Source organism: Mesorhizobium sp. WSM4820 (assembly GCF_055811075.1).
Window position 1 is genome coordinate 113622 of sequence record NZ_JBVVQN010000014.1, and the last position, 18991, is coordinate 132612.

Below are 18991 nucleotides of genomic sequence, written 5' to 3' on the forward strand. Positions count from 1 at the left end.
GCCTTGTTAAGGACTCCGCGGCGCCATTCAGGCCACTACGGAAAATACCGGGCAATCGCCCCCTTCCTGCCCTCCGCGTAAGGCTTCAGCCACTTGTCGTCGATGGAGAGCCCGTCATTGTCCGACGGTCCTTCTCCAATCGTTCTGCGCCAAGCGCGGAACTTGTAGTGGTCGAACACGTCGAGCATATGCACCGCAAAGGCCGCAGCGAACGTCTTGTCGCCTTCGACGATCACCATGTTCTCGTCGTTTTCATAGGACGCCTTGTAGCCAAGGTTGTGGCTGCCGGCGATGACGGTCGCGTTGTCGGCCATCGGATCGATGATCACGATCTTGTCGTGCACGATCGCATGGCCGACGGTCAGCACTTCCGCCTGGAAATCCCGCGCAACGGAGGCCCCCGTCAGGTTGGCCGCCCTGACGATGGAGACGTTCGGCGCCTCCCAGACCTTCTCCGGAAAGACGAATGGCGACTTGCCGTCCTTGTTCGATTTGTTGGTGACTGGATCCCGGGTCGGAGCAATATAGTTGGGCATGGCGGTGTGATCGCTGATTGCGCCCTGCACGATCAGCTTTGGATTCGCCGTCGCCGCCGCGACCGCCTGATCGATGACCGAATTGTTGCCAAGCCGCGACGGATTGAACACGAGAAAGAGCACCGCCTCCTTCGCCGCCTTGATCCGTGCGAAAACATCTTCGAGATCGACAGGCCGCACCGAGATGTCTTTTTTGCTGCGGTCGGGATCGTTTGGCGAGAACCAGATGGTGGTCCCATCGACATGGTTCGGTGTGCGATTCTTCAGGCGAAACGGCCTGCCTTGCTTCTGCGCCACACGTCCGGCGGCGCTATCGCTCGCCGGCGGCGGGAACACGTCGGCCTTCATCCGTTCCCAATAGGCATCGAACACTTCGGCCATGGCAGGGTCGTCGCGGATGAAGGCGTTGTTGGACTGTCCGCAAATGCCCGTCGACGTCCAATTGGTGCTGCCGGTCATGACCGCTTGCGGATTGCCCTTGATGTCGCGGTAGACGGCAAACTTGTTGTGGCCGATATGGTTGTTGTTGAACAGACGATCGGTCAGCACGACGCCGGCGTCGCGCAGCCGCTTTCTGAAGGGCGCGTTGCCCGCGTCCCACGCCTTGGTTTGTTCATCCCTGCCCGAATTCGAAAGAATGACGTCGACGACATCCTTGGCGTCGATGATCGCGTCGCACAACTCGTCATCGCCAAGCTCATAGAGGGCAAGCCTGACAGTGCCGCCCTCGGCCTTGGCCCGTTTCATCAGGCTGGTGAGCACATCCGGAACCTCGCCGTGAAGATAGGCGCGTATCTTGCTGCCGGGACGCTGAAGCTCGGCCCTGATCTTGTCGCGCTGCCCGACCTTGATGCCGGCGTCTTCCAGCGCTCGCGACAGCCATTGCGTCGAGAGCACGCCGTTGGTGAAGGCGAGCCGCGCCTTGCCGAACATCGATCCCAGGAAGATGGTCGGGCTGACGGCGCCTTGTCCGAGATAGCCGAGCGGCCGAGCCGCTCCGGTATAGGCTTTCTCGGGGCGCACCGGCACCGGATCGAGGCCGGGCCGCATGTCGCCGACCGGACGCACCCGGTAGGCGACCAATTCGCCATCCGGCCTGATTTCGACGCTGTCGCGGCGCCGCCGCACCGTAAGATCGCGCCAGAATGTCTTCTGCACCGGCCAGACGCCGGTATCCTGCGGAATCCAGTCCTTGTTGCGTTGCCCCCGGAAAGGCACCCAGGACGCCAGACAGCGTTCCTCGCCGGTGCCGGGATAGATGCGGACGATCTCGAAGCCGAGACAGCCGTCGATCATTCCGTCAATATCCCAGGCAATGAAAGCGACTTCGTTGTTGGTCGCTGCACGCACGCTGACAACATCCGACACGGAAATAGTCTCCCTCAGGACGGTTTATATTCAATGTACTTACTCAATATGACGTAATCGCAACGTGACATGTTTCACAGTTCGGGCAGCAGATCTGGATTCGCCCTGGTGCGTCCGGCTGGCGAACGTCCATGTCGCTTCCCTCGTCCTAGTGGTCGCCGCCTCCGCAATGGCGGGACCGCGGTCGGTCCATTATGCCGCCGCACCGTCGCAGCGTACGAGGACTATCATGACCGCCGCCCTTCATCCCGCCGAACCGGCATTGGCAAACGACCGCGCCCGTCGCGGCGGCCGCGCGGGCAAGCGCGCCGGCGCAGCGGCGGCATTCGAGCAGCCGCCTTTCCGTCAGCTGAAAATCCCGCTGACGCCGACCAGGCTGGTCTCCGACGACGAGCTGGAATCGATCCACCTCGCCTCGCTGCGCGTTCTCAGGGAAATCGGCGTCGACGTGCTGCACGACGAGGCAAGGCGCATCATGAAGGCGCATGGCGCGGATGTCCGCGAAGGCAGCGAGCGGGTGCGCTTCGACAGCGACATGATCCTCGAGCTGGTTTCGCACTGCCCGTCGGAATTCACCATCCATGCCCGCAATCCGGCGCACAATGTCCGCTTCGGCGGCGACAACCTGATCATCTCGATGATGGCATCGGCGCCCAATTGTTCCGACATCGATCGCGGCCGCCGGCCGGGCAACCAGCAGGACTACCGCAACTTCCTCAAACTTGCGCAGATGCACAACATCCTCAACTGCACCGGCGGCTATCCGGTCGAGCCGATCGATATCCATCCGTCCGTCCGCCACCTCGAATGCATCCGCGATCTGAGCGTGCTCACCGACAAGGTGTTCCACATCTACTCGCTCGGCAAGGAGCGCAATGTCGACGGCATCGAGATCACCAGGATCGCGCGCGGCATCAGCGACGAACAGCTTCTCGAACAGCCGTCGGTGTTCACCATCATCAACACCAATTCGCCGCTCAAGCTCGACGTGCCGATGATGGAAGGCATCATCCAGATGTCGAGCAAGGGCCAGGTCGTCATCGTGACGCCGTTCACCCTGTCGGGCGCCATGGCGCCGGTGACCATCGCCGGTGCGCTGGTGCAGCAGAATGCCGAGGCACTGTCCGGCATTGCCTTCGCCCAGATGGTGCGCAAGGGCGCGCCCGTCGGCTATGGCGGCTTCACCTCCAACGTCGACATGAAGTCCGGCGCGCCGGCCTTCGGCACACCGGAATACATGAAGGCGCAATTGGTCGGCGGCCAGCTCGCTCGCCGCTACAACATCCCCTACCGCACCTCCAACACCTGCGCCGCCAACACGGTCGACGCACAGGCCGCCTATGAAAGCGTGTTCTCGCTGTGGGGCGCCATCCAGGGCGGCGGCAATCTGATGATGCATGCGGCCGGCTGGCTGGAAGGCGGCCTGCGCTGCTCCTACGAGAAGACCATCCTGGACATCGATCTGCTGCAGATGGTGGCGGAATTTTTGACCCCGCTCGACCTTTCGGAGGAAGCACTGGCTATCGACGCCATCCGCGATGTCGGTCCCGGCGGCCATTTCTTCGGCACCCAGCATACCCAGGACCGCTACAAGACCGCATTCTATTCGCCTATCATCTCCGACTGGCGCAATTTCGAGACCTGGGCGGAAGCCGGATCGCCGACAGCTATCGAAAAAGCCAATCGGGTATGGAAGGAGCGGCTGGCCTCCTATGAAGAGCCCTACATGGACCCGGCTATCCGCGAGGAGCTCGACGCCTTCGTCGACAAACGTCGGTCCGAAGGCGGCGCGCCGACTGATTTTTGATCATCTGCATTGATTTGATGAACAGGCGACTCCCACTCCGTCGAGCTCCGCTCGACACCTCTCCCCCGATCGACGGGGTAGAGGAAGGGCGTGAGATTATTCCAGCCAGCGCCCTTCCTCGCTTTGCTTTCACGCCCCGCCCACTCGATTCAATCTCTTCAAAAACGGAACTATCTTCATGAAATCTCATGCAAAAGCGGTTGTCATCGGTGGCGGTGTCGTCGGCTGCTCGGTGCTTTACCATCTGGCCAAGGCCGGCTGGACCGACATCATGCTGATCGAGCGTTCGGAGCTCACCTCCGGTTCGTCCTGGCATGCGGCGGGCGGCTTCCATACGCTCAATGGCGATCCCAATGTCGCCAAGCTGCAGGCCTATACGGTGCAGCTCTACAGGGAGATCGAAGAGCTTTCAGGCCAGTCCTGCTCGCTGCACCTGACCGGCGGCGTGATGATGGCCGATACGCCCGAGCGCATGGACTTCCTGCGTCTTGCCCACGCCAAAGGCCGCTATCTCGGCATGGACACCGAGCTGATCACGCCGTCAGAGGCCAAGGCGATGTTCCCGCTGATGGACGAGACCAATTTCGTCGGCGCCATGTGGGATCCGGTCGAAGGCCATCTCGATCCTTCCGGCACCACCCACGCCTACGCCAAGGCCGCCAGGAAGCTCGGCGCCGAAATCGTGCTGCGCAACCGCGTCGTCGAGCTGACGCAGGAGGTCGACGGCACCTGGAACGTCGTTACCGAGCAAGGCACGGTCAAGGCCGAGCATGTCGTCAACTGCGGCGGCCTGTGGGCGCGCGAGATCGGCCGCATGGTCGGCGTCGAGCTGCCGCTGCTGGCCATGGAGCATATGTACCTGTTGACCGAGCCGATGCCGGAGGTCGAGGAATTCAACAAGTCGACCGGCCGCGAGATGATCGGCGTTATGGACTTCAAGGGCGAGATCTACACCCGCCAGGAACGCAACGGCATCCTGCTCGGCACCTATGAAAAAGCCTGCAAGCCGTGGTCGCCGGTCAACACGCCGTGGGATTTCGGCCATGAATTGCTGCAGCCCGACATCGACCGCATCGCGCCGTCGCTGGAAATCGGCTTCAAGCATTTTCCCGGCATCGAGAAGGCCGGCATAAAGCAGATCATCAACGGTCCCTTCACCTTCGCGCTCGACGGCAATCCGCTGGTCGGCCCGGTGCAGGGCCTGACCAATTTCTGGTGCGCCTGCGCCGTCATGGCCGGTTTCTCACAAGGCGGCGGCGTCGGGTTGGCATTGTCGAACTGGATGGTCCATGGCGATCCCGGCTTCGACGTCTGGGGCATGGACGTCGCGCGCTTCGGCGAATGGGCGACACTGCGCTACACCAATGCCAAGGTCCGCGAAAACTATTCGCGCCGTTTTTCCATCCGCTTTCCCAACGAGGAACTGCCGGCGGCACGCCCGGCCCAGACCACCCCGCTTTACGACACGATGCTGGGCAACAACGCCGTCATGGGCGATAGCTGGGGCCTCGAAACCCCGCTCTGGTTCGCACCGAAAGGCACCGAGCCGAAGGACATCGTTTCGTTCCATCGCTCCAACGATTTCGGGCCGATCGGCGAGGAAGTGCGCGCCACCCGCGACAAGGTCGGCGTCACCGAGATCGCCAACTTCGCCAAATACGAAGTCTCCGGGCCGGGATCGGAAGATTTCCTCAACCGGCTGATGACCAACCGCATGCCGAAGACCGGCCGCATTGTGCTGACCCCGATGCTGAACGAGTTCGGCAGGCTGATCGGCGATTTCACCATCGCCAAGGCGGGCGAAGAGCGCTTCATGATCTGGAGCTCGTCGGCGGCGCAGAAGTATCACATGCGCTGGTTCGAGAAGCACCTGCCGAAGGATGGTCCAGGGGCGTCACAGGTCCGCATTCACCGCTTTGACCAGACGCTGGTCGGCTTGTCGATCGCCGGGCCGAAATCACGCGACCTGCTGCAGAAACTGGTTGACGCCGACATCTCGACCAAGGCCTTCCGCTTCATGGATTTTCGCGAGATGGCGGTCGGCGGCGCGCCCTGCATGGTCAATCGCATCACCTATACCGGTGACCTCGGCTACGAGATCTGGATGGCGCCGGCCTACCAGCGTCTCGTCTACAAGGCGATCAAGGATGCCGGCGAAGAGTTTGGACTGGTCGATTTCGGCATGCGCGCCCTGCTCTCGATGCGCCTGGAAAAGAATTTTCCGACCTGGTTCCGCGAACTGCGCCCGATCTACGGGCCGTTCGAGGGGGCGATGGACCGCTTCGTCAAGCTGGAGAAGAACGACTTCATCGGACGCGACGCGGCAGCCAGGGAGCAGGCAGAAGGGCCAAAACTGCGCCGTGTCTCCTTCATCGTCGATGCTGCGGACGCCGACGTCATGGGCGACGAACCAATCTGGGCCAAGGTCGGCGGCAAGGACTACGGCACAGTGGAAAAGCCGCACGGCTATGGTGCGGCGCGTTTCGATACGGACGGCAAGGAAGTGCGCGGCTCGAGCGCCGCCGAAGGCGCTTCGGCCGTGCGCGGCATCGTCGACGGCGACTGGCGCGTCGTCGGCTGGGTCACCTCCGGCGGCTATGCCCATTATATCAAGGAATCGATGGCGCAAGGCTATGTGCCGGCGGGCTTGGCCGCGGACGAGACCGCCGGACTGTTCGAGATCGAGATCCTCGGAAGCCGACGACCAGCCCGCATCAATGTCGAGCCGCCTTTCGACCCGAGCGGCGAGAAGATGCGGGCCTGAAAGCATTGGACCCAAAGGCCCGCCCTCGGGCCTGACCAGTGCGGCCGATTGATATCGGGAGGATAGGAAAATGAGCGATCCGGGCGTCGAGCGACGGTTCGGTCGTCATCGCAGGATCGCGCCGTTCGAGCCAGACGAAGCAGGCTCAATCGATGCGTTGCGCCTGAAGTCGCGGCAGAAGGCCGCTGAACTCAACCAGCATGTGCTTGGCTACGGCGCACTGGCGGAAGCCGAGTGGCACGCCGCCGGCATTGCTGCTCCCGACCTGCCCGCCATGCGCCAATACCGGCTCGACCGCATCCGCGCCGAGCTGAAGCGCCGCGGCTACGCGGGAGCCCTGCTCTACGATCCGATCAACATCCGCTATGCGACCGACTCGACCAACATGCAGCTCTGGGTCGCACACAATCCGACAAGACATTGTTTCGTTGCCACCGAAGGTCCGGTGGTGCTGTTCGACTATTTTTCCTGCGAGCACCTTTCCGACCACTCCGGCGTCGTCGACGAGGTTCGGCCGGCAGTGTCGTGGATCTATCTCTACAGCGGCGAGCTCACCGAGCAAAAAGTCCGCCGCTGGGCCGCCGGGATCGCCGATCTGGTCAAGCAGCATGGCGGCGGTATCGGCCGCATCGCCGTCGATCACATCAATCCCGAGGGCGTCGGAGAGCTCGCCCGCCTCGGCATCTCGATCGGCAATGGCGAAGCGCTGATGGAAAACGCACGCCTGATCAAATCGCCCGACGAAATCCTGGCCATGCGCCGGTCGATCGTCGCCTGCGAGGCGGCGATGGGCGAGATGGAAGCAGCATTGAGGCCAGGAATTTCCGAAAACGAACTGTGGGCCGAACTCCACCGCGGCAACATCGCGCGTGGCGGCGAATGGATCGAAACCCGGCTGTTGACGTCCGGCCCGCGCACCAATCCCTGGTTCCAGGAATGCTCGTCGCGAACGATCGCAGCCGGCGATCTCGTCGCTTTCGATACCGATTTGATCGGCCCCTACGGTTTCTGCGCCGACCTGTCGCGCACTTGGCTCTGCGGCGACACCGAGCCATCCAACGAGCAACGCGAGCTGTTTCGCATCGCCGCCGATCAGATCGCCCACAACATCGGCCTGATGCAGCCGGGCACATCGTTCCGCGATCTTGTCGAACGCTCGGCGGTGCCGCCCGCAGATTGTTTCCCGGCGCGTTACGGCGTGCTCTATCACGGTGTCGGCCTGGCCGACGAATACCCGACGCTGCCGCATGCCATCGACTGGACCGACGACACGCCCGACGGCGTGCTTGTGTCGGGCATGGTGCTTTGCGTCGAGAGCTATATCGGCCGGCTTGGCGGGCGCGAGGGCGTCAAGATCGAAGAGCAGATCCTGATCACCGAAACCGGCAACGAGCAGCTTTCGACCTATCCGCTCGACGAGCAGCTGCTCGGCGACTGATTTTTTATGCGGTCGCCGCGACCGCCTCGCGCAGCGCCTCCACGATCTTTTCCGGTGTCGTTCTGGCAGTGATGAACGGCAGGCCCTTGCGCCGCGTTGTCCAGCCGACGACTGTGACCGCTTCCGCTGCCGGCTCGAAGCGCCGCGCATTGGCCCAGCTCTGGCAGTCGATGGCCGCGACATCGGCCTTGCCCTCGGCAATGGCGACGATCGAGGCGCGGTGGCCACCGCTTTCGCTGCGCTCGGAGAAGATGTCCAGGCTTTCGCCCAGCGCCTCCAGGTCACGCGTCAGCGCGATAATGCCCGACATGGAATCGAGGCTGTTGAAGGTAAAATGCTTGCCGTGCAGGACATCGAGCGGGATGAGCGGGCTGCCGTCGGACGGTGAGCCAACCGTTGGCGCTTCACCTGCACGCATCACCAGCGCGCTCGAATAGAGTTCACCCTGCCCGCCCTCGAACGCGTCGTAACGCGGCTGGCCGACCAGTTGAACATGCGTCGCCAGCCCGAGTTCCATCGGACCCCAGCAGGTCTGTGCGAACAGCAGCGCCGGATGCAGCCAGAGGCCGAAAAAATCCAACTCGTCCGGCGGCAGCGTCGCCGGATCGGGCGCCATGACCTTTCCGGCGGCGTCGCGGATGCCGCCTTCCACAGGCCGCAGATCGGCATTGACGCGAGCGATGGTCTGCGGCGCGTCGATGCCTTTTTGCCGAAAGGCATCACGCAGCCGCGCCCATTGGGCGTCGACCTCGCTCCGCATTTCAGACCAGTCGTACATCGGCAAGCCGGCAACGAAATCGCTCATGCCGGGACTTTGATCGTTACGCTGAGAAAAATTGACGAGGCCATTGACGCGCACCTGGGCATCGCTGCCGGCAATACCCATAAATTCATTCTTTCGGCGGCTCGGCCGGTACCGGCGCACTGCCAAGCCCATTGAGGCTGCGCGCCCTGACGCGCGGCTTGAACGCCCGGCCCGGTTCCGGCGTGCGCCGCAGCACCGGGTGGACGATCGGCTCCTTGGCCTTGAAGGCATATGCCTTGAGCAGCGCGAAATAGTTCGGATAGGCATAGCCATTGTTCATCCGCAGCCACTCGTCACGGCGCTCGCGAAACAGCTTCGGCAGCCGGTACCAGGCAACCGTCGGGCTCTTGTGATGAACGAAATGCAGATTGTTGTTGAGGAACAGGAACGACAGCGGCGAACGTTCGACGATCACCGTACGGCCTTCCGGATGCTCCGACCACTGATGCTCGGCGAAGGTGCGGATCGAGATCAGCGACTGGCCCAGCCACACCGGCACCAGGATGTAGAGCCATAGCGGGATGCCGAAGCCGAACTGCACGACCGGCAGCACCACGGCGAGGCCGATGGCGTGCAGCAGCCATGCCTTGCGGATCACCTTGTCGCCGGCAAGCATCTGCCTGGCATCGTCGATGAAGAAGCCGATGCATGACAGCCACGGGCCGAGAATGAGCCGGCCGATCATGGTGTTGTTGATCTTCAGCAGGAACTTCATCGCCGGCGGCAATTCGTCATGGTGCCACAGCGCCTTGTAGTAGCTTTCAGGATCGTCAAGCGGATCGGTCAGCCGTTCGTCGGCATGATGGCGCAGATGAATGGTCTTGAACCGCCGGAACGGCCAGACGAGACCAATCGGCAGGAAGACGAAAGCTTCGTTGAGCTGCGCATTGCGGGTCGGATGGCCATGCAGGACTTCATGCGCCAGCGAGGATTGCAGCGCCGCCATCAAGGCCAGGACGATGAGCGCCAGCAGCGGATAGGACGGCCACAGGAACAGGCCGGCTGCGAGCCAGGTGCCGTGACAGAAAAACGCGAGGAAGACGGTCGGCCATTCGATGGCCGGTGCATTGCGTCGTCTGCTATTCCTGCTTGTCATCGATCGACCACTGCCCTTCCAGTCGCCGGAACCGTTTTGATTCCTGACAGCATTGTGTCAGGAGCGTCGTGATGCTGCAACGCGACAAAGCGCACAAAATGTTGCGATTGCGCATTTTCAGCCGCATGTGTTATCTATTGTAAACAGGCTTGAGGATTCGTTTACGCCAAAGGTGCTATGTTGGCGGGTTCGGCGAATTTTTTTTCTCCCAATGGCTGGAATGACGATATGGACAAACGCGACCTGTCGACGGTGTTTCGGGAGCGCCTGAAAATGCTCCTGACACGGTCGGATCTGAACCAGTCCGCTTTCGCGACTGCGGTAGGCATCGACCGCTCGGCGCTTTCGCAGCTGCTGTCCGGCGCCTCGACACGCCTTCCCCGCGCCGAAACGCTGCTCAACATCGCCGCCGAATTCAAAGTGTCGCTCGACTGGCTGCTCGGCCTCAGCCAGGACGAAGGCCTCACCGGTGAAATCCGCGAGAGCCTGGAGATCGAGGAAGCGCCTGACGGCTTCGACCGCACGCTGCTGGCCAGATGGCATGCCGAGGCCGCGGGCACGAAAATCCGTTACGTGCCGGCCGGCATTCCCGATCTTCTGCGCACCGAAGCGCTCGTCGATTACGAGGCCGGTATCGCCAACAAGAGCCGTGAGGCCCAGGCCGGCGAGACGCAGTACCGCATCGACTACAACCGGCGGCCGGAAACCGACATGGAAGTCTGCATGCCGCGCCACACGCTGGAGATCTTTGCGCGCGGCCTGGGCGTCTGGGACCGTTTCCCTGAGGCCGCCCGCCACCAGCAGCTTCTTCACATGGCGACGCTGCTCGACGACCTTTATCCCACCTTCCGCCTGTTTCTCTATGACGGACGGATGCGCTATTCGATCCCCTACACCATCTTCGGGCCCTATCGCGCCGCCATCTATGTCGGCGACATGTATCTGGTGCTGAACGCGACCCAGCCGGTCCGCAAGCTGACCAGCCATTTCGACAATCTGATCCGCGCCGCCGACATCAATGCGCACGAAGCAGCCAGCTTCACCCAAAGGCTGGCGGAAATGCGATTTTGACGGCCTGCTTCCTGCACCTAACATTGACGCCATATAAAGATTTCTTTATATCCTTATCTCGACAAAGAATCCCGGAAGGCGTAATTTCCAATGACCAATCCAATTGACGCTTTGCTTGCCGAAAAGGGCGTTCTGCTCGCCGATGGCGCCACCGGCACCAATCTGTTCGCCATGGGGCTGGAGGCCGGCGAGGCTCCAGAGTTGCTGAACGAGACGGCGCCGGACATCATCACCAGTCTGCACCAGAACTTCGTCGAGGCCGGCGCCGATATCATCCTGACCAATTCCTTCGGCGGCACCCGCCACCGGCTGAAGCTGCACCATGCGCAAGACCGCGTGCATGCGCTGAACCAGCGCGCCGCCGAGATCGCCCGCGCCGTCGCCGATAAAGCCGGCCGCAAGGTCATCGTCGCCGGCTCTGTCGGCCCGACCGGCGAGCTGCTGGTGCCGCTCGGCGCCATGACTTATGACGAGGCGGTCGAGGCGTTTGCCGAGCAGATCGAGGGCCTGAAGGCCGGCGGCGCCGAAGTCGCCTGGATCGAGACCATGTCGGCGCCGGACGAAATCCGCGCCGCAGCCGAAGCCGCGATCCGCGTCGGCCTGCCCTATACCTACACCGGCTCCTTCGACACCGCCGGCCGCACCATGATGGGGCTGTTGCCGAAGGACATCCACGGCGTCGCCGATGGCTTGTCGCAGGCGCCGCTCGGTGTCGGCGCCAATTGCGGCGTCGGCGCCTCCGACATCCTCGCCTCACTGCTCGACATGACCGAGGCGAAGCCGGAGGCGACGGTGATCGTCAAGGGCAATTGCGGCATTCCGGAATTTCGCGGCGCCGAGATCCACTATTCCGGCACGCCCGAGCTGATGGCCGACTATGTCAGGCTGGCCGTCGATGCCGGCGCAAAGATCGTCGGTGGCTGCTGCGGCACCTCGTTCGCCCACCTCGCCGCCATGCGCAAGGCACTCGATGCGCACACAAGGTCGGATCGCCCGAGCATCGAAAAAATCGTCGAGCGTATTGGCCCGATGCGCAACAAGCAGGCGACAGTCAACACCGCCGAGACCAGCGAAGCCCGCCGCGAGCGCCGGCGCAGCCGCGCCTGACGCAATTGAAAAAGGCCTGCAAGGTTTTCCCTGCCGGCCTGCCTCACCGCCCATCGATCGGTTTTCCGTATCAGAACGATCCCATCTGAGGAAAACCGGCCGTCACACCCACTACCTGTTGCCGCCGAGCGCCGAGGCAAGGCGCACCAGCGAGAGGAACTCGGACCGGTAGCCAAACGGATCGGCTCCACGGGCGGCAGTGGCAATCTCGATGATCTTGTCGTAGCCGAACTTCGCGGTCGCATCCTCGTCGCGCAGCTTCTGGCCAAAAGCTGCGACGGCAACGGAGAAGCGCTGGTCGGTGCTGGCCCGGTCGAAATCAGCAACTTCGTTGGCCGATGTCACCGGCGTGGTGATCAGCTTCGAGGCATCCTCGTTCGGCAGCTTGTAGCGGATCTTGACGAAGGCATATTCGTCGGCATTGGCGACGCCGCCATTGCTCACGGACGCCTGGCCGTAGCGCAGCGGATCGATCTTCTCGCCGCCGCTGTCCTTCGGCGTGATCTCGTAGATCGCGGTAACCGAATGGCCAGAGCCGATCTCGCCGGCGTCGATGCGATCGTTGTTGAAATCCTCGCGGTTCAAGGCGCGGGTCTCGTAGCCGATCAGCCGGTATTCCGAGACTTTTTGCGGGTTGAACTCGACCTGGATCTTCACGTCCTTGGCGATGGTGAACAGCGTCGAGGACGCATCCTCGACCAGCACCTTCTCCGCCTCGGCCAAAGTGTCGATATAGGCGGCGGTGCCGTTGCCGTTCTGGGCGATGGCCTGCATCATCTGATCGTTCAGGTTGCCGCGGCCGAAACCGAACACCGACAGGAACACCCCGGTCTTGCGCTCCTTTTCGATCAACCGCTTCAGATCGTCATCGTCGGTCTGGCCGACATTGAAGTCGCCGTCCGTCGCCAGCATCACGCGATTGATGCCGTCGTTGACGAAGGATTTCTGCGCCAGCCGATAAGCTTCCTTGATGCCTGCCTCGCCGGCCGTGCTGCCGCCGGGCGCCAACGTGTCGATGGCATTGAGGATCTTGTCCTTCTCCGAAACCTTCGTCGGCTCCAGTACAGTGCCGGCATTGCCCGCATAGGTGACGATCGAAACGGTGTCGTCGGGCTTCAATTTGTTGACCAGAAGCCGGAAGGCGGACTGCAGGAGCGGCAGCTTGTCCTGCTCGTTCATCGAGCCCGACACGTCGATCAGGAAGACCAGGTTGGCCTTGGGCTGCTCGGCCGGCTTGGCGTCGAAACCCTTGATGGCGACATGCATCAGCCTGGTGTGCTCGTTCCACGGCGTCGGCATGACGCTGACGGTCGAGTTGAACGGCGTCGAGGCAACGTCCGGACCTTTCCAGTCATAGGGGAAGTAGTTGATCATCTCCTCGACGCGGACCGTGTCGGCCTGCGGCACGACACCGCCCCTGAGCGAACGCCGCACGAAGGAATAGGAGGCCGTGTCGACATCGATCGAGAAGGTCGAGACAGGGTCCTCAAGTGCTGCACGCACCGGATTGGTCCTAAAATCCCCGACGCGGTCGCGGTTTTGCTCCGGCAGCATCTGGTCGGCCGGCATGGCCTGCGGCTGTACCATCAGCTTGGATTCGGCGCCTGGCATGCGGCCAGCCCGCGTGGCTCCGTCGGCTTTCGGAGGAGATATAGACATCATCACTCTGCCAGACGGCGCAGCTCCACCATCCTGTGCGAACTCACCTTTCGGCGCAGGTGCCGGCTTGGGCGCCACATTGCGGGCCAGAGCGTCCTGCTGCGCCAGGCCGGCAGCCGATTGTGGCTTCGGCGGCGATGCCGGGGCAAGCGCCTCGGCTGCGACGCGGCTTTCGGCGTCGGCATCGGCTTTCTTCGTAGCCACTGGTTTATCGGCCAGTGTTTCGGTGATCTTCTCGTCCCCACCGGAATAGAACGGCTGCTCCTGCAGCATATAGATGGTGGCGTATCCGGCGATCGGCAGGGCGACGAGCCCGGCAATGGCCGGGGTGGCGAAGAGTTTCTTTTGCATGATTTCGCTCCAGAGCTTTTGTGCTCGCTCTGTGAGACGAAGCCCTTTCGCCGATCCTTGGGCGGCAGGTGAAGTTTTTTCGCCCATGTCGTAGGCACGCATGGCCGCCCCTAAGGCACGCCCCTTCGCGTCGTTGCCGGGTGCCGGTGCTGCGATGTCGCGCAGCCTGTTGAGTTGGTTGTCGTCGACCATGATCACACTTCCCCGGCTGAAAGCATGAGCGCCTTCAACCGTTTCTTCGCTTCATGGATGTGCCAGGAAACCGTCGTCTCCGAGATGCCCATCGCCTCGGAAGCGAGTGCGTGGCTCAGCCCTTCGCCATAGACGAGCAGCACTGCATCGCGCTGCTTGTCCGGCAGCATCCGCACCGCCGCCCAAAGCGCCTCGGCTGGATCTTCGGGCTCGGCCGGGGCCTCTCCCGAGATCAGCTCGTAAGCCCCGTAGGCTTCGGTCTTGATCGCCTCGCGGACGGTCTTGCGCATCATGTCGCGTGCCGCATTCATCGTCATGGTGTAGAGCCAGGTGGTGAAGGCGCCGCTGCCATGATAGTCGCGGATCGCCCGGCCGAGCCGGACGCAGACTTCCTGGGCGATATCCTCGGCATCGGCCTTTTTCCCGCACCAGCGATAGGCGGCGCGATAGACGAAGTCATAGTGCCTTTCGAGCAATTTGCCGAAAGCCCCCCTGTCACCGCCCTTCGCACGACCGATCAGCTCGGCGTCGGAGGCTTCGCTTTCATCCAGCATCATCGCCATCATTTGCCTGTTGGACGAAGGCTAATGGCGATTCCTTGGGATGATGGAAGGATTTTTTTGCAGGGCGGTCAGATGACCACCAGCGGGCTATCGGGGTCGCAATGCGGTGTTCAAGTTTCGTGCGGCATTCGGCGACGCTACAGGCCCGCGAACGCGACCATGTGGAAGGCTTGAACCTGTGGCGGATAGCGATAGGCCGCGCCGTAGGGACAGGCGTTGCGGTCGAGACAACCGCCGGTTCGGCAAGCCGCGCCGTTGTGCCCACGCACATGCGCCAGACATGTTCCATGCGCGAAACCATCCGCAGAATAAGCGTCGACCGGACAGGATTTCAGGCAAGGTTTGTCGACACATGCATCGCAAAGGTGAACCACTTCGCGAGTTTCCCCAAACGCAATCTCGTCCTCGAACAGCAGCGCGCCGCGATAGGCGTGCCAGAGCCCGTATTGCGGATGCATGAGGATGCCGAGCGGCGACGGTTTCAGACCCTCCGCCTGCATCGCCCATTGCTGGAACGGCAGATACGGTCTGTCGGACGGCGACACGGCGCGCGCGCCGAATGTCTTCGCCACTGCGCCGATCACTTCGCGCGACCATGCATCGAGCGGATCGGCAACAGTTTGCGATTGGCCTTCCCGCCAGCGCAGAAAATGCGGCCACGGCGCGGCGCCCGCCTGCCCGACCAGCAGGACGGATCTGGCGGCAGCGCCGGAGAGACCGGAGGGTGTTTCCTCACCGCCTGCAAAATTGAAGCCGCCGCGCAGGATGAGGCCGTGGGCGGAAAGCGCCGCCGCTATATCTTCGACCATGCTGCGCTCAAGGATCATCCCTTCCTGTCCGGCTCGGAGAAGGCGCTCCGCCAGACTTCCTTGTGGATGATTTTGGCGACTTTAGCCCCGCCTGACTCGGGCTCCTTTCAAGTGAAGGCGTCGGCCATCGACGCCTTCTTGCTGGCGATGAAGTCCTTCAGTCCGTCGTCGATGCCCTGATCGAGATGCGGCGCCTCGTAGCTTTCCAGCCAGCGGCGGGCGAGTTCGTTGGCGCGCTGCGGTGCCGACTTTTCGCCTTCGGCCAGCCACTGCTCGTAGGAATTGTTGTCGGCGATGCTGGAACGGTAGAAGGCGGTCTGGAAATTGGCCTGGGTGTGGTCGCAGCCGAGATAGTGGCTGCCCGGGCCGACCTGGCGGATGGCATCCATCGCCTGGCCGTTCTCCGACAGGTCGACGCCTTCGGAGAACTTCTGGGTCATGCCGAGCTGGTCGATGTCCATCATGAACTTTTCGTAGCAGGAAGCGAGCCCGCCCTCGAGCCAGCCGGCCGAGTGCAGCACGAAATTCGTGCCGGCGAGGATCGTCGAGTTCAGCGTGTTGGCGCTCTCATAGGCCGCCTGCGCGTCCGGGATTTTGGAGGCGCAGAGCGAACCGCCGGTGCGGAACGGCAGGCCAAGCCGGCGCGCGAGCTGCGCCGCGCCATAGGAAACCAGTGACGGCTCCGGCGTGCCGAAGGTCGGCGCGCCAGACTGCATCGAGATCGACGAGGCGAAGGTGCCGAACAGCACCGGTGCGCCCGGCCGGATCAGCTGCGTGAACGACGCGCCGGCCAGCACTTCGGCCAGGACCTGGGTCAGCGTGCCGGCGACCGTCACCGGGCTCATTGCGCCGGCGAGGATGAACGGCGTGACGATACAGGCTTGGTTGTGGCGCGAATAGACTTTCAGCGCCCCCAGCATGGTCTCGTCGAACACCATCGGCGAATTGGCGTTGATCAGGCTGGTCAGCACCGTGTTGTTCTCGACGAAATCGTCGCCGAACACGATCTTGGCCATCGCAACCGTATCTTCGGCGCGCTCCGGCGCGGTGACCGAGCCCATGAACGGCTTGTCCGAATATTTGATGTGGCTGTAGATCATGTCGAGATGGCGCTTGTTGACCGGCACGTCGACCGGCTCGCATACCGTGCCGCCCGAATGGTGGATCGACGGCGCCATATAGGCGAGCTTTACGAAATTCCGGAAATCCTCGATCGTCGCATAGCGCCTGACGCCGTCGAGGTCGCGCACGAAGGGCGGGCCGTAGACCGGTGCGAACACCGTGGCGTTGCCGCCGATCTGCACCGAACGTTCGGCATTGCGGGCGTGCTGGGTATAGACGGACGGCGCGGTTTTCAAAAGTGAGCGGCAGAGCCCCTTCGGAAAATGCACGCGCTCGCCCTTGACGTCGGCGCCGGCCTCTTTCCACAGCTGCAGCGCCTCGGCGTCGTCGCGAAAGATGATGCCGATCTCCTCGAGCACCGTGTCGGTGTTCTTCTCGATCAGCGCCAGCCCTTCCTCGTCCAGCACCTCATAGACGTTGATCTTGCGCTTGATGTAGGTGAGCTGGGTGCCGGGGCCGCTACCCGAGCGCGCCGCCCGCCGGGCAGCGGCACCACCGCTGGCGGCGCGTCCGCGCCGCGCGTTTGACGCTTCCTGGTCGACCGGCGCGTTCTCACTCATGATCGTTCTTCCCTGACTTTGTTCTGGCACAATTATTACGGCCGCATATCGCGGCTTCTGGCCGGATCGTAGTCATGCACCCTATTCGAAACGGCCCGCCAGCGCCAACGCCTGTCGCAAAATCGACAAGAATTCCAATAGATTTGCAGTCGCTTTCCTTTTGCGGGAAGTCGCAAATCAGCTATGGACGCAAGCCTGTAGCGGGTTAGGTATTGACGTGATATTTGAGGCCCCGCAATTGCATCTGTGCGGCAAGGAGCTGGATTAAAAATGGCCGACGACGAGATCATCCTTTCCGAGCTTTCCGACGACGAACTCGTGCAGCAGATGCACGACGACCTTTATGACGGGCTGAAGGAAGAGATCGAGGAAGGCACCAACATCCTTCTCGAGCGCGGCTGGGCGCCTTACAAGGTGCTGACCGAGGCGCTGGTCGAAGGCATGCGCATCGTCGGCGAGGATTTTCGCGACGGCATCCTGTTCGTGCCGGAAGTGCTGTTGTCGGCCAACGCGATGAAGGCGGGCATGTTCATCCTGCGTCCGCTGCTTGTCGCCACCGGCGCGCCGAAGCAGGGCAAGATGGTGATCGGCACCGTCAAGGGCGACATCCACGACATCGGCAAGAACCTTGTCGGCATGATGATGGAGGGCGCCGGCTTCGACGTCATCGACCTCGGCATCAACAATGCGGTGGAAAAATACCTCGACGCCATCGAACAGCACCAGCCTGACATCATCGGCATGTCGGCGCTGCTGACGACGACCATGCCCTACATGAAGGTCGTCATCGACACGATGAAGGAAAAGGGCATCCGCGACGACTACGTCGTGCTGGTCGGCGGCGCCCCGCTCAACGAGGAATTCGGCAAGGCCGTCGGCGCCGACGCCTATTGCCGCGACGCGGCCGTGGCAGTCGAAACCGCCAAGGATTTCATGAAGCGCAAGCACAACGTCCGCGCTTCGGCCTGAGCTGACGAGGAAGACACAAGAGCATAAGTACGGAGCCCGCACTTATGCTCTTGCAGACGAGGCGCCGTGTAGCGCCGGCATGTCAAGACTTCAACAAGCAACAGCGATCCGCGCAGCGGATCGAATCGCCTATTCAGACTCTTTCGCCTCTTCCTTTTTCAGGATCGGCGTGTCGGCGGTTGTATTCGCGACGCTTGCGACTGTGGTTTGCTGATCTACGCTTGCAGATTTGGTCTGCTGATCTACGGAAGCCGTCGTTTTGTTGTGGCCGACACATTCCGCTGCGGCGCCGGATACCGAAAGGCCCAGAGCGGCGACAACCAAGAGAGCGGTCTTCATTCTATGCTCCTAGCTTCGTTGTTGAGGTACAGGGAAAGACTACCGGCATGTCCCGCATTCGAAAAGTCAACTTTTTGTGCCTGCCGTGACGATAGGGAATTGCGGAGAGGTGGACACCAAGCCTGCGCTTCGGCCTCATCTCCGCCAACTCGCATGGACAACAGACCGAACCACGCCTTGCGGCGCGGCTTTGTTGCTCCCATATATTACAAGGACTTAACGCGCATCGCTTGAACCTTCTCGATAGCGATGCGCCTTGTTGATATCCGCGGGATCAGGGATTTTGGACCGTATCCTCGACCGCGTTGGCTGTCGATTTGACGTCCCTGCCGACGCCGCGAATGGTGTTGGCGCAGGCTGAAAGCGCCAGGGCGCAAGCGAGAATGGCGACGGGTGTCAGGCGCAACAGTCTCATGGACGGTGTCTCCCTCGTTC

General features: G+C 62.3%; 15 protein-coding genes. 6 read left to right on the top strand and 9 right to left on the bottom strand.

Annotated elements, in window-relative coordinates; translation table 11 throughout:
- Positions 1–35: 35 nt before the first annotated feature.
- Positions 36–1904: a phospholipase D-like domain-containing protein gene (locus AC0L2R_RS22335; protein WP_473511580.1), complete on the bottom strand. Its 1869-nt coding sequence runs from the start codon at positions 1902–1904 to the stop codon at positions 36–38.
- A gap of 229 nt (positions 1905–2133) precedes the next feature.
- Between AC0L2R_RS22335 and AC0L2R_RS22340 the strand changes: the two genes are divergently transcribed.
- The 3 genes from AC0L2R_RS22340 (at position 2134) to AC0L2R_RS22350 (ending at position 7913) form a co-directional block, all read left to right on the top strand.
- The gene (locus AC0L2R_RS22340) at positions 2134–3711 is read left to right on the top strand and encodes a trimethylamine methyltransferase family protein (RefSeq protein WP_473511581.1); all 1578 of its coding nucleotides are present in this window, start codon (positions 2134–2136) and stop codon (positions 3709–3711) included.
- Between the two features lie 178 nt (positions 3712–3889).
- Positions 3890–6475: a GcvT family protein gene (locus AC0L2R_RS22345; RefSeq protein ID WP_473511582.1), complete on the top strand. Its 2586-nt coding sequence runs from the start codon at positions 3890–3892 to the stop codon at positions 6473–6475.
- Positions 6476–6545: 70 nt separating this feature from the next.
- Positions 6546–7913 carry a M24 family metallopeptidase gene (locus AC0L2R_RS22350; protein ID WP_473511583.1) on the top strand — a complete coding sequence of 456 codons (1368 nt, stop codon included), beginning with the start codon at positions 6546–6548 and terminating at the stop codon, positions 7911–7913.
- A 4-nt stretch (positions 7914–7917) separates the two neighbouring features.
- On the opposite strand, the gene AC0L2R_RS22355 is transcribed toward AC0L2R_RS22350, so the two are convergent.
- Positions 7918–8718 carry a phosphate/phosphite/phosphonate ABC transporter substrate-binding protein gene (locus AC0L2R_RS22355; RefSeq protein ID WP_473511670.1) on the bottom strand — a complete coding sequence of 267 codons (801 nt, stop codon included), beginning with the start codon at positions 8716–8718 and terminating at the stop codon, positions 7918–7920.
- 85 nt (positions 8719–8803) lie between these two features.
- Positions 8804–9814: a fatty acid desaturase gene (locus AC0L2R_RS22360; RefSeq protein WP_473511585.1), complete on the bottom strand. Its 1011-nt coding sequence runs from the start codon at positions 9812–9814 to the stop codon at positions 8804–8806.
- Positions 9815–10042: 228 nt separating this feature from the next.
- Between AC0L2R_RS22360 and AC0L2R_RS22365 the strand changes: the two genes are divergently transcribed.
- Both AC0L2R_RS22365 and bmt read left to right on the top strand, forming a co-directional pair.
- Positions 10043–10885, top strand: a complete 843-nt coding sequence (locus tag AC0L2R_RS22365; RefSeq protein WP_027154489.1) for a helix-turn-helix domain-containing protein — start codon at positions 10043–10045, stop codon at positions 10883–10885.
- Positions 10886–10975: 90 nt separating this feature from the next.
- Positions 10976–11992, top strand: a complete 1017-nt coding sequence (gene bmt, locus AC0L2R_RS22370) for a betaine--homocysteine S-methyltransferase (protein WP_473511586.1) — start codon at positions 10976–10978, stop codon at positions 11990–11992.
- Positions 11993–12103: 111 nt separating this feature from the next.
- On the opposite strand, the gene AC0L2R_RS22375 is transcribed toward bmt, so the two are convergent.
- The 4 genes from AC0L2R_RS22375 to AC0L2R_RS22390 form a co-directional block, all read right to left on the bottom strand.
- Entirely contained in the window at positions 12104–14194 is a 2091-nt protein-coding gene (locus AC0L2R_RS22375) for a vWA domain-containing protein (RefSeq protein ID WP_473511588.1), read from the bottom strand.
- Positions 14195–14196: 2 nt separating this feature from the next.
- On the bottom strand, positions 14197–14757 hold the full coding sequence (locus AC0L2R_RS22380) for an RNA polymerase sigma factor (RefSeq protein WP_473511589.1): 561 nt from the start codon (positions 14755–14757) through the stop codon (positions 14197–14199).
- Positions 14758–14894: 137 nt separating this feature from the next.
- Positions 14895–15566, bottom strand: coding sequence for a hypothetical protein (locus tag AC0L2R_RS22385; RefSeq protein WP_473511590.1), 672 nt, complete (start codon positions 15564–15566; stop codon positions 14895–14897).
- 107 nt (positions 15567–15673) lie between these two features.
- Complete coding sequence (locus AC0L2R_RS22390) at positions 15674–17248, bottom strand: trimethylamine methyltransferase family protein (protein WP_128166887.1); 1575 nt, start codon at positions 17246–17248, stop codon at positions 15674–15676.
- Between the two features lie 270 nt (positions 17249–17518).
- On the opposite strand from AC0L2R_RS22390, the gene AC0L2R_RS22395 reads away from it, so the two are divergent.
- Entirely contained in the window at positions 17519–18217 is a 699-nt protein-coding gene (locus AC0L2R_RS22395) for a corrinoid protein (RefSeq protein ID WP_095494578.1), read from the top strand.
- A 129-nt stretch (positions 18218–18346) separates the two neighbouring features.
- On the opposite strand, the gene AC0L2R_RS22400 is transcribed toward AC0L2R_RS22395, so the two are convergent.
- Together AC0L2R_RS22400 and AC0L2R_RS22405 are read right to left on the bottom strand one after the other, a co-directional pair.
- Positions 18347–18556, bottom strand: a complete 210-nt coding sequence (locus AC0L2R_RS22400; RefSeq protein ID WP_473511592.1) for a hypothetical protein — start codon at positions 18554–18556, stop codon at positions 18347–18349.
- Between the two features lie 274 nt (positions 18557–18830).
- Positions 18831–18971: an EncA/B family entericidin gene (locus AC0L2R_RS22405; RefSeq protein WP_473491323.1), complete on the bottom strand. Its 141-nt coding sequence runs from the start codon at positions 18969–18971 to the stop codon at positions 18831–18833.
- Positions 18972–18991: the final 20 nt, after the last annotated feature.

Excerpts from the sequence above, each read along its gene's own strand:
- AC0L2R_RS22340 (WP_473511581.1), top strand. The coding sequence starts at position 2,134 with ATGACCGCCGCCCTTCATCCCGCCGAACCGGCATTGGCAAACGACCGC.
- AC0L2R_RS22345 (WP_473511582.1), top strand. The coding sequence starts at position 3,890 with ATGAAATCTCATGCAAAAGCGGTTGTCATCGGTGGCGGTGTCGTCGGC.
- AC0L2R_RS22350 (WP_473511583.1), top strand. The coding sequence starts at position 6,546 with ATGAGCGATCCGGGCGTCGAGCGACGGTTCGGTCGTCATCGCAGGATC.
- AC0L2R_RS22355 (WP_473511670.1), bottom strand. The coding sequence starts at position 8,718 with ATGAGCGATTTCGTTGCCGGCTTGCCGATGTACGACTGGTCTGAAATG.
- AC0L2R_RS22360 (WP_473511585.1), bottom strand. The coding sequence starts at position 9,814 with ATGACAAGCAGGAATAGCAGACGACGCAATGCACCGGCCATCGAATGG.
- AC0L2R_RS22365 (WP_027154489.1), top strand. The coding sequence starts at position 10,043 with ATGGACAAACGCGACCTGTCGACGGTGTTTCGGGAGCGCCTGAAAATG.
- bmt (WP_473511586.1), top strand. The coding sequence starts at position 10,976 with ATGACCAATCCAATTGACGCTTTGCTTGCCGAAAAGGGCGTTCTGCTC.
- AC0L2R_RS22375 (WP_473511588.1), bottom strand. The coding sequence starts at position 14,194 with ATGGTCGACGACAACCAACTCAACAGGCTGCGCGACATCGCAGCACCG.
- AC0L2R_RS22380 (WP_473511589.1), bottom strand. The coding sequence starts at position 14,757 with ATGGCGATGATGCTGGATGAAAGCGAAGCCTCCGACGCCGAGCTGATC.
- AC0L2R_RS22385 (WP_473511590.1), bottom strand. The coding sequence starts at position 15,566 with ATGGTCGAAGATATAGCGGCGGCGCTTTCCGCCCACGGCCTCATCCTG.
- AC0L2R_RS22390 (WP_128166887.1), bottom strand. The coding sequence starts at position 17,248 with ATGAGTGAGAACGCGCCGGTCGACCAGGAAGCGTCAAACGCGCGGCGC.
- AC0L2R_RS22395 (WP_095494578.1), top strand. The coding sequence starts at position 17,519 with ATGGCCGACGACGAGATCATCCTTTCCGAGCTTTCCGACGACGAACTC.
- AC0L2R_RS22400 (WP_473511592.1), bottom strand. The coding sequence starts at position 18,556 with ATGAAGACCGCTCTCTTGGTTGTCGCCGCTCTGGGCCTTTCGGTATCC.
- AC0L2R_RS22405 (WP_473491323.1), bottom strand. The coding sequence starts at position 18,971 with ATGAGACTGTTGCGCCTGACACCCGTCGCCATTCTCGCTTGCGCCCTG.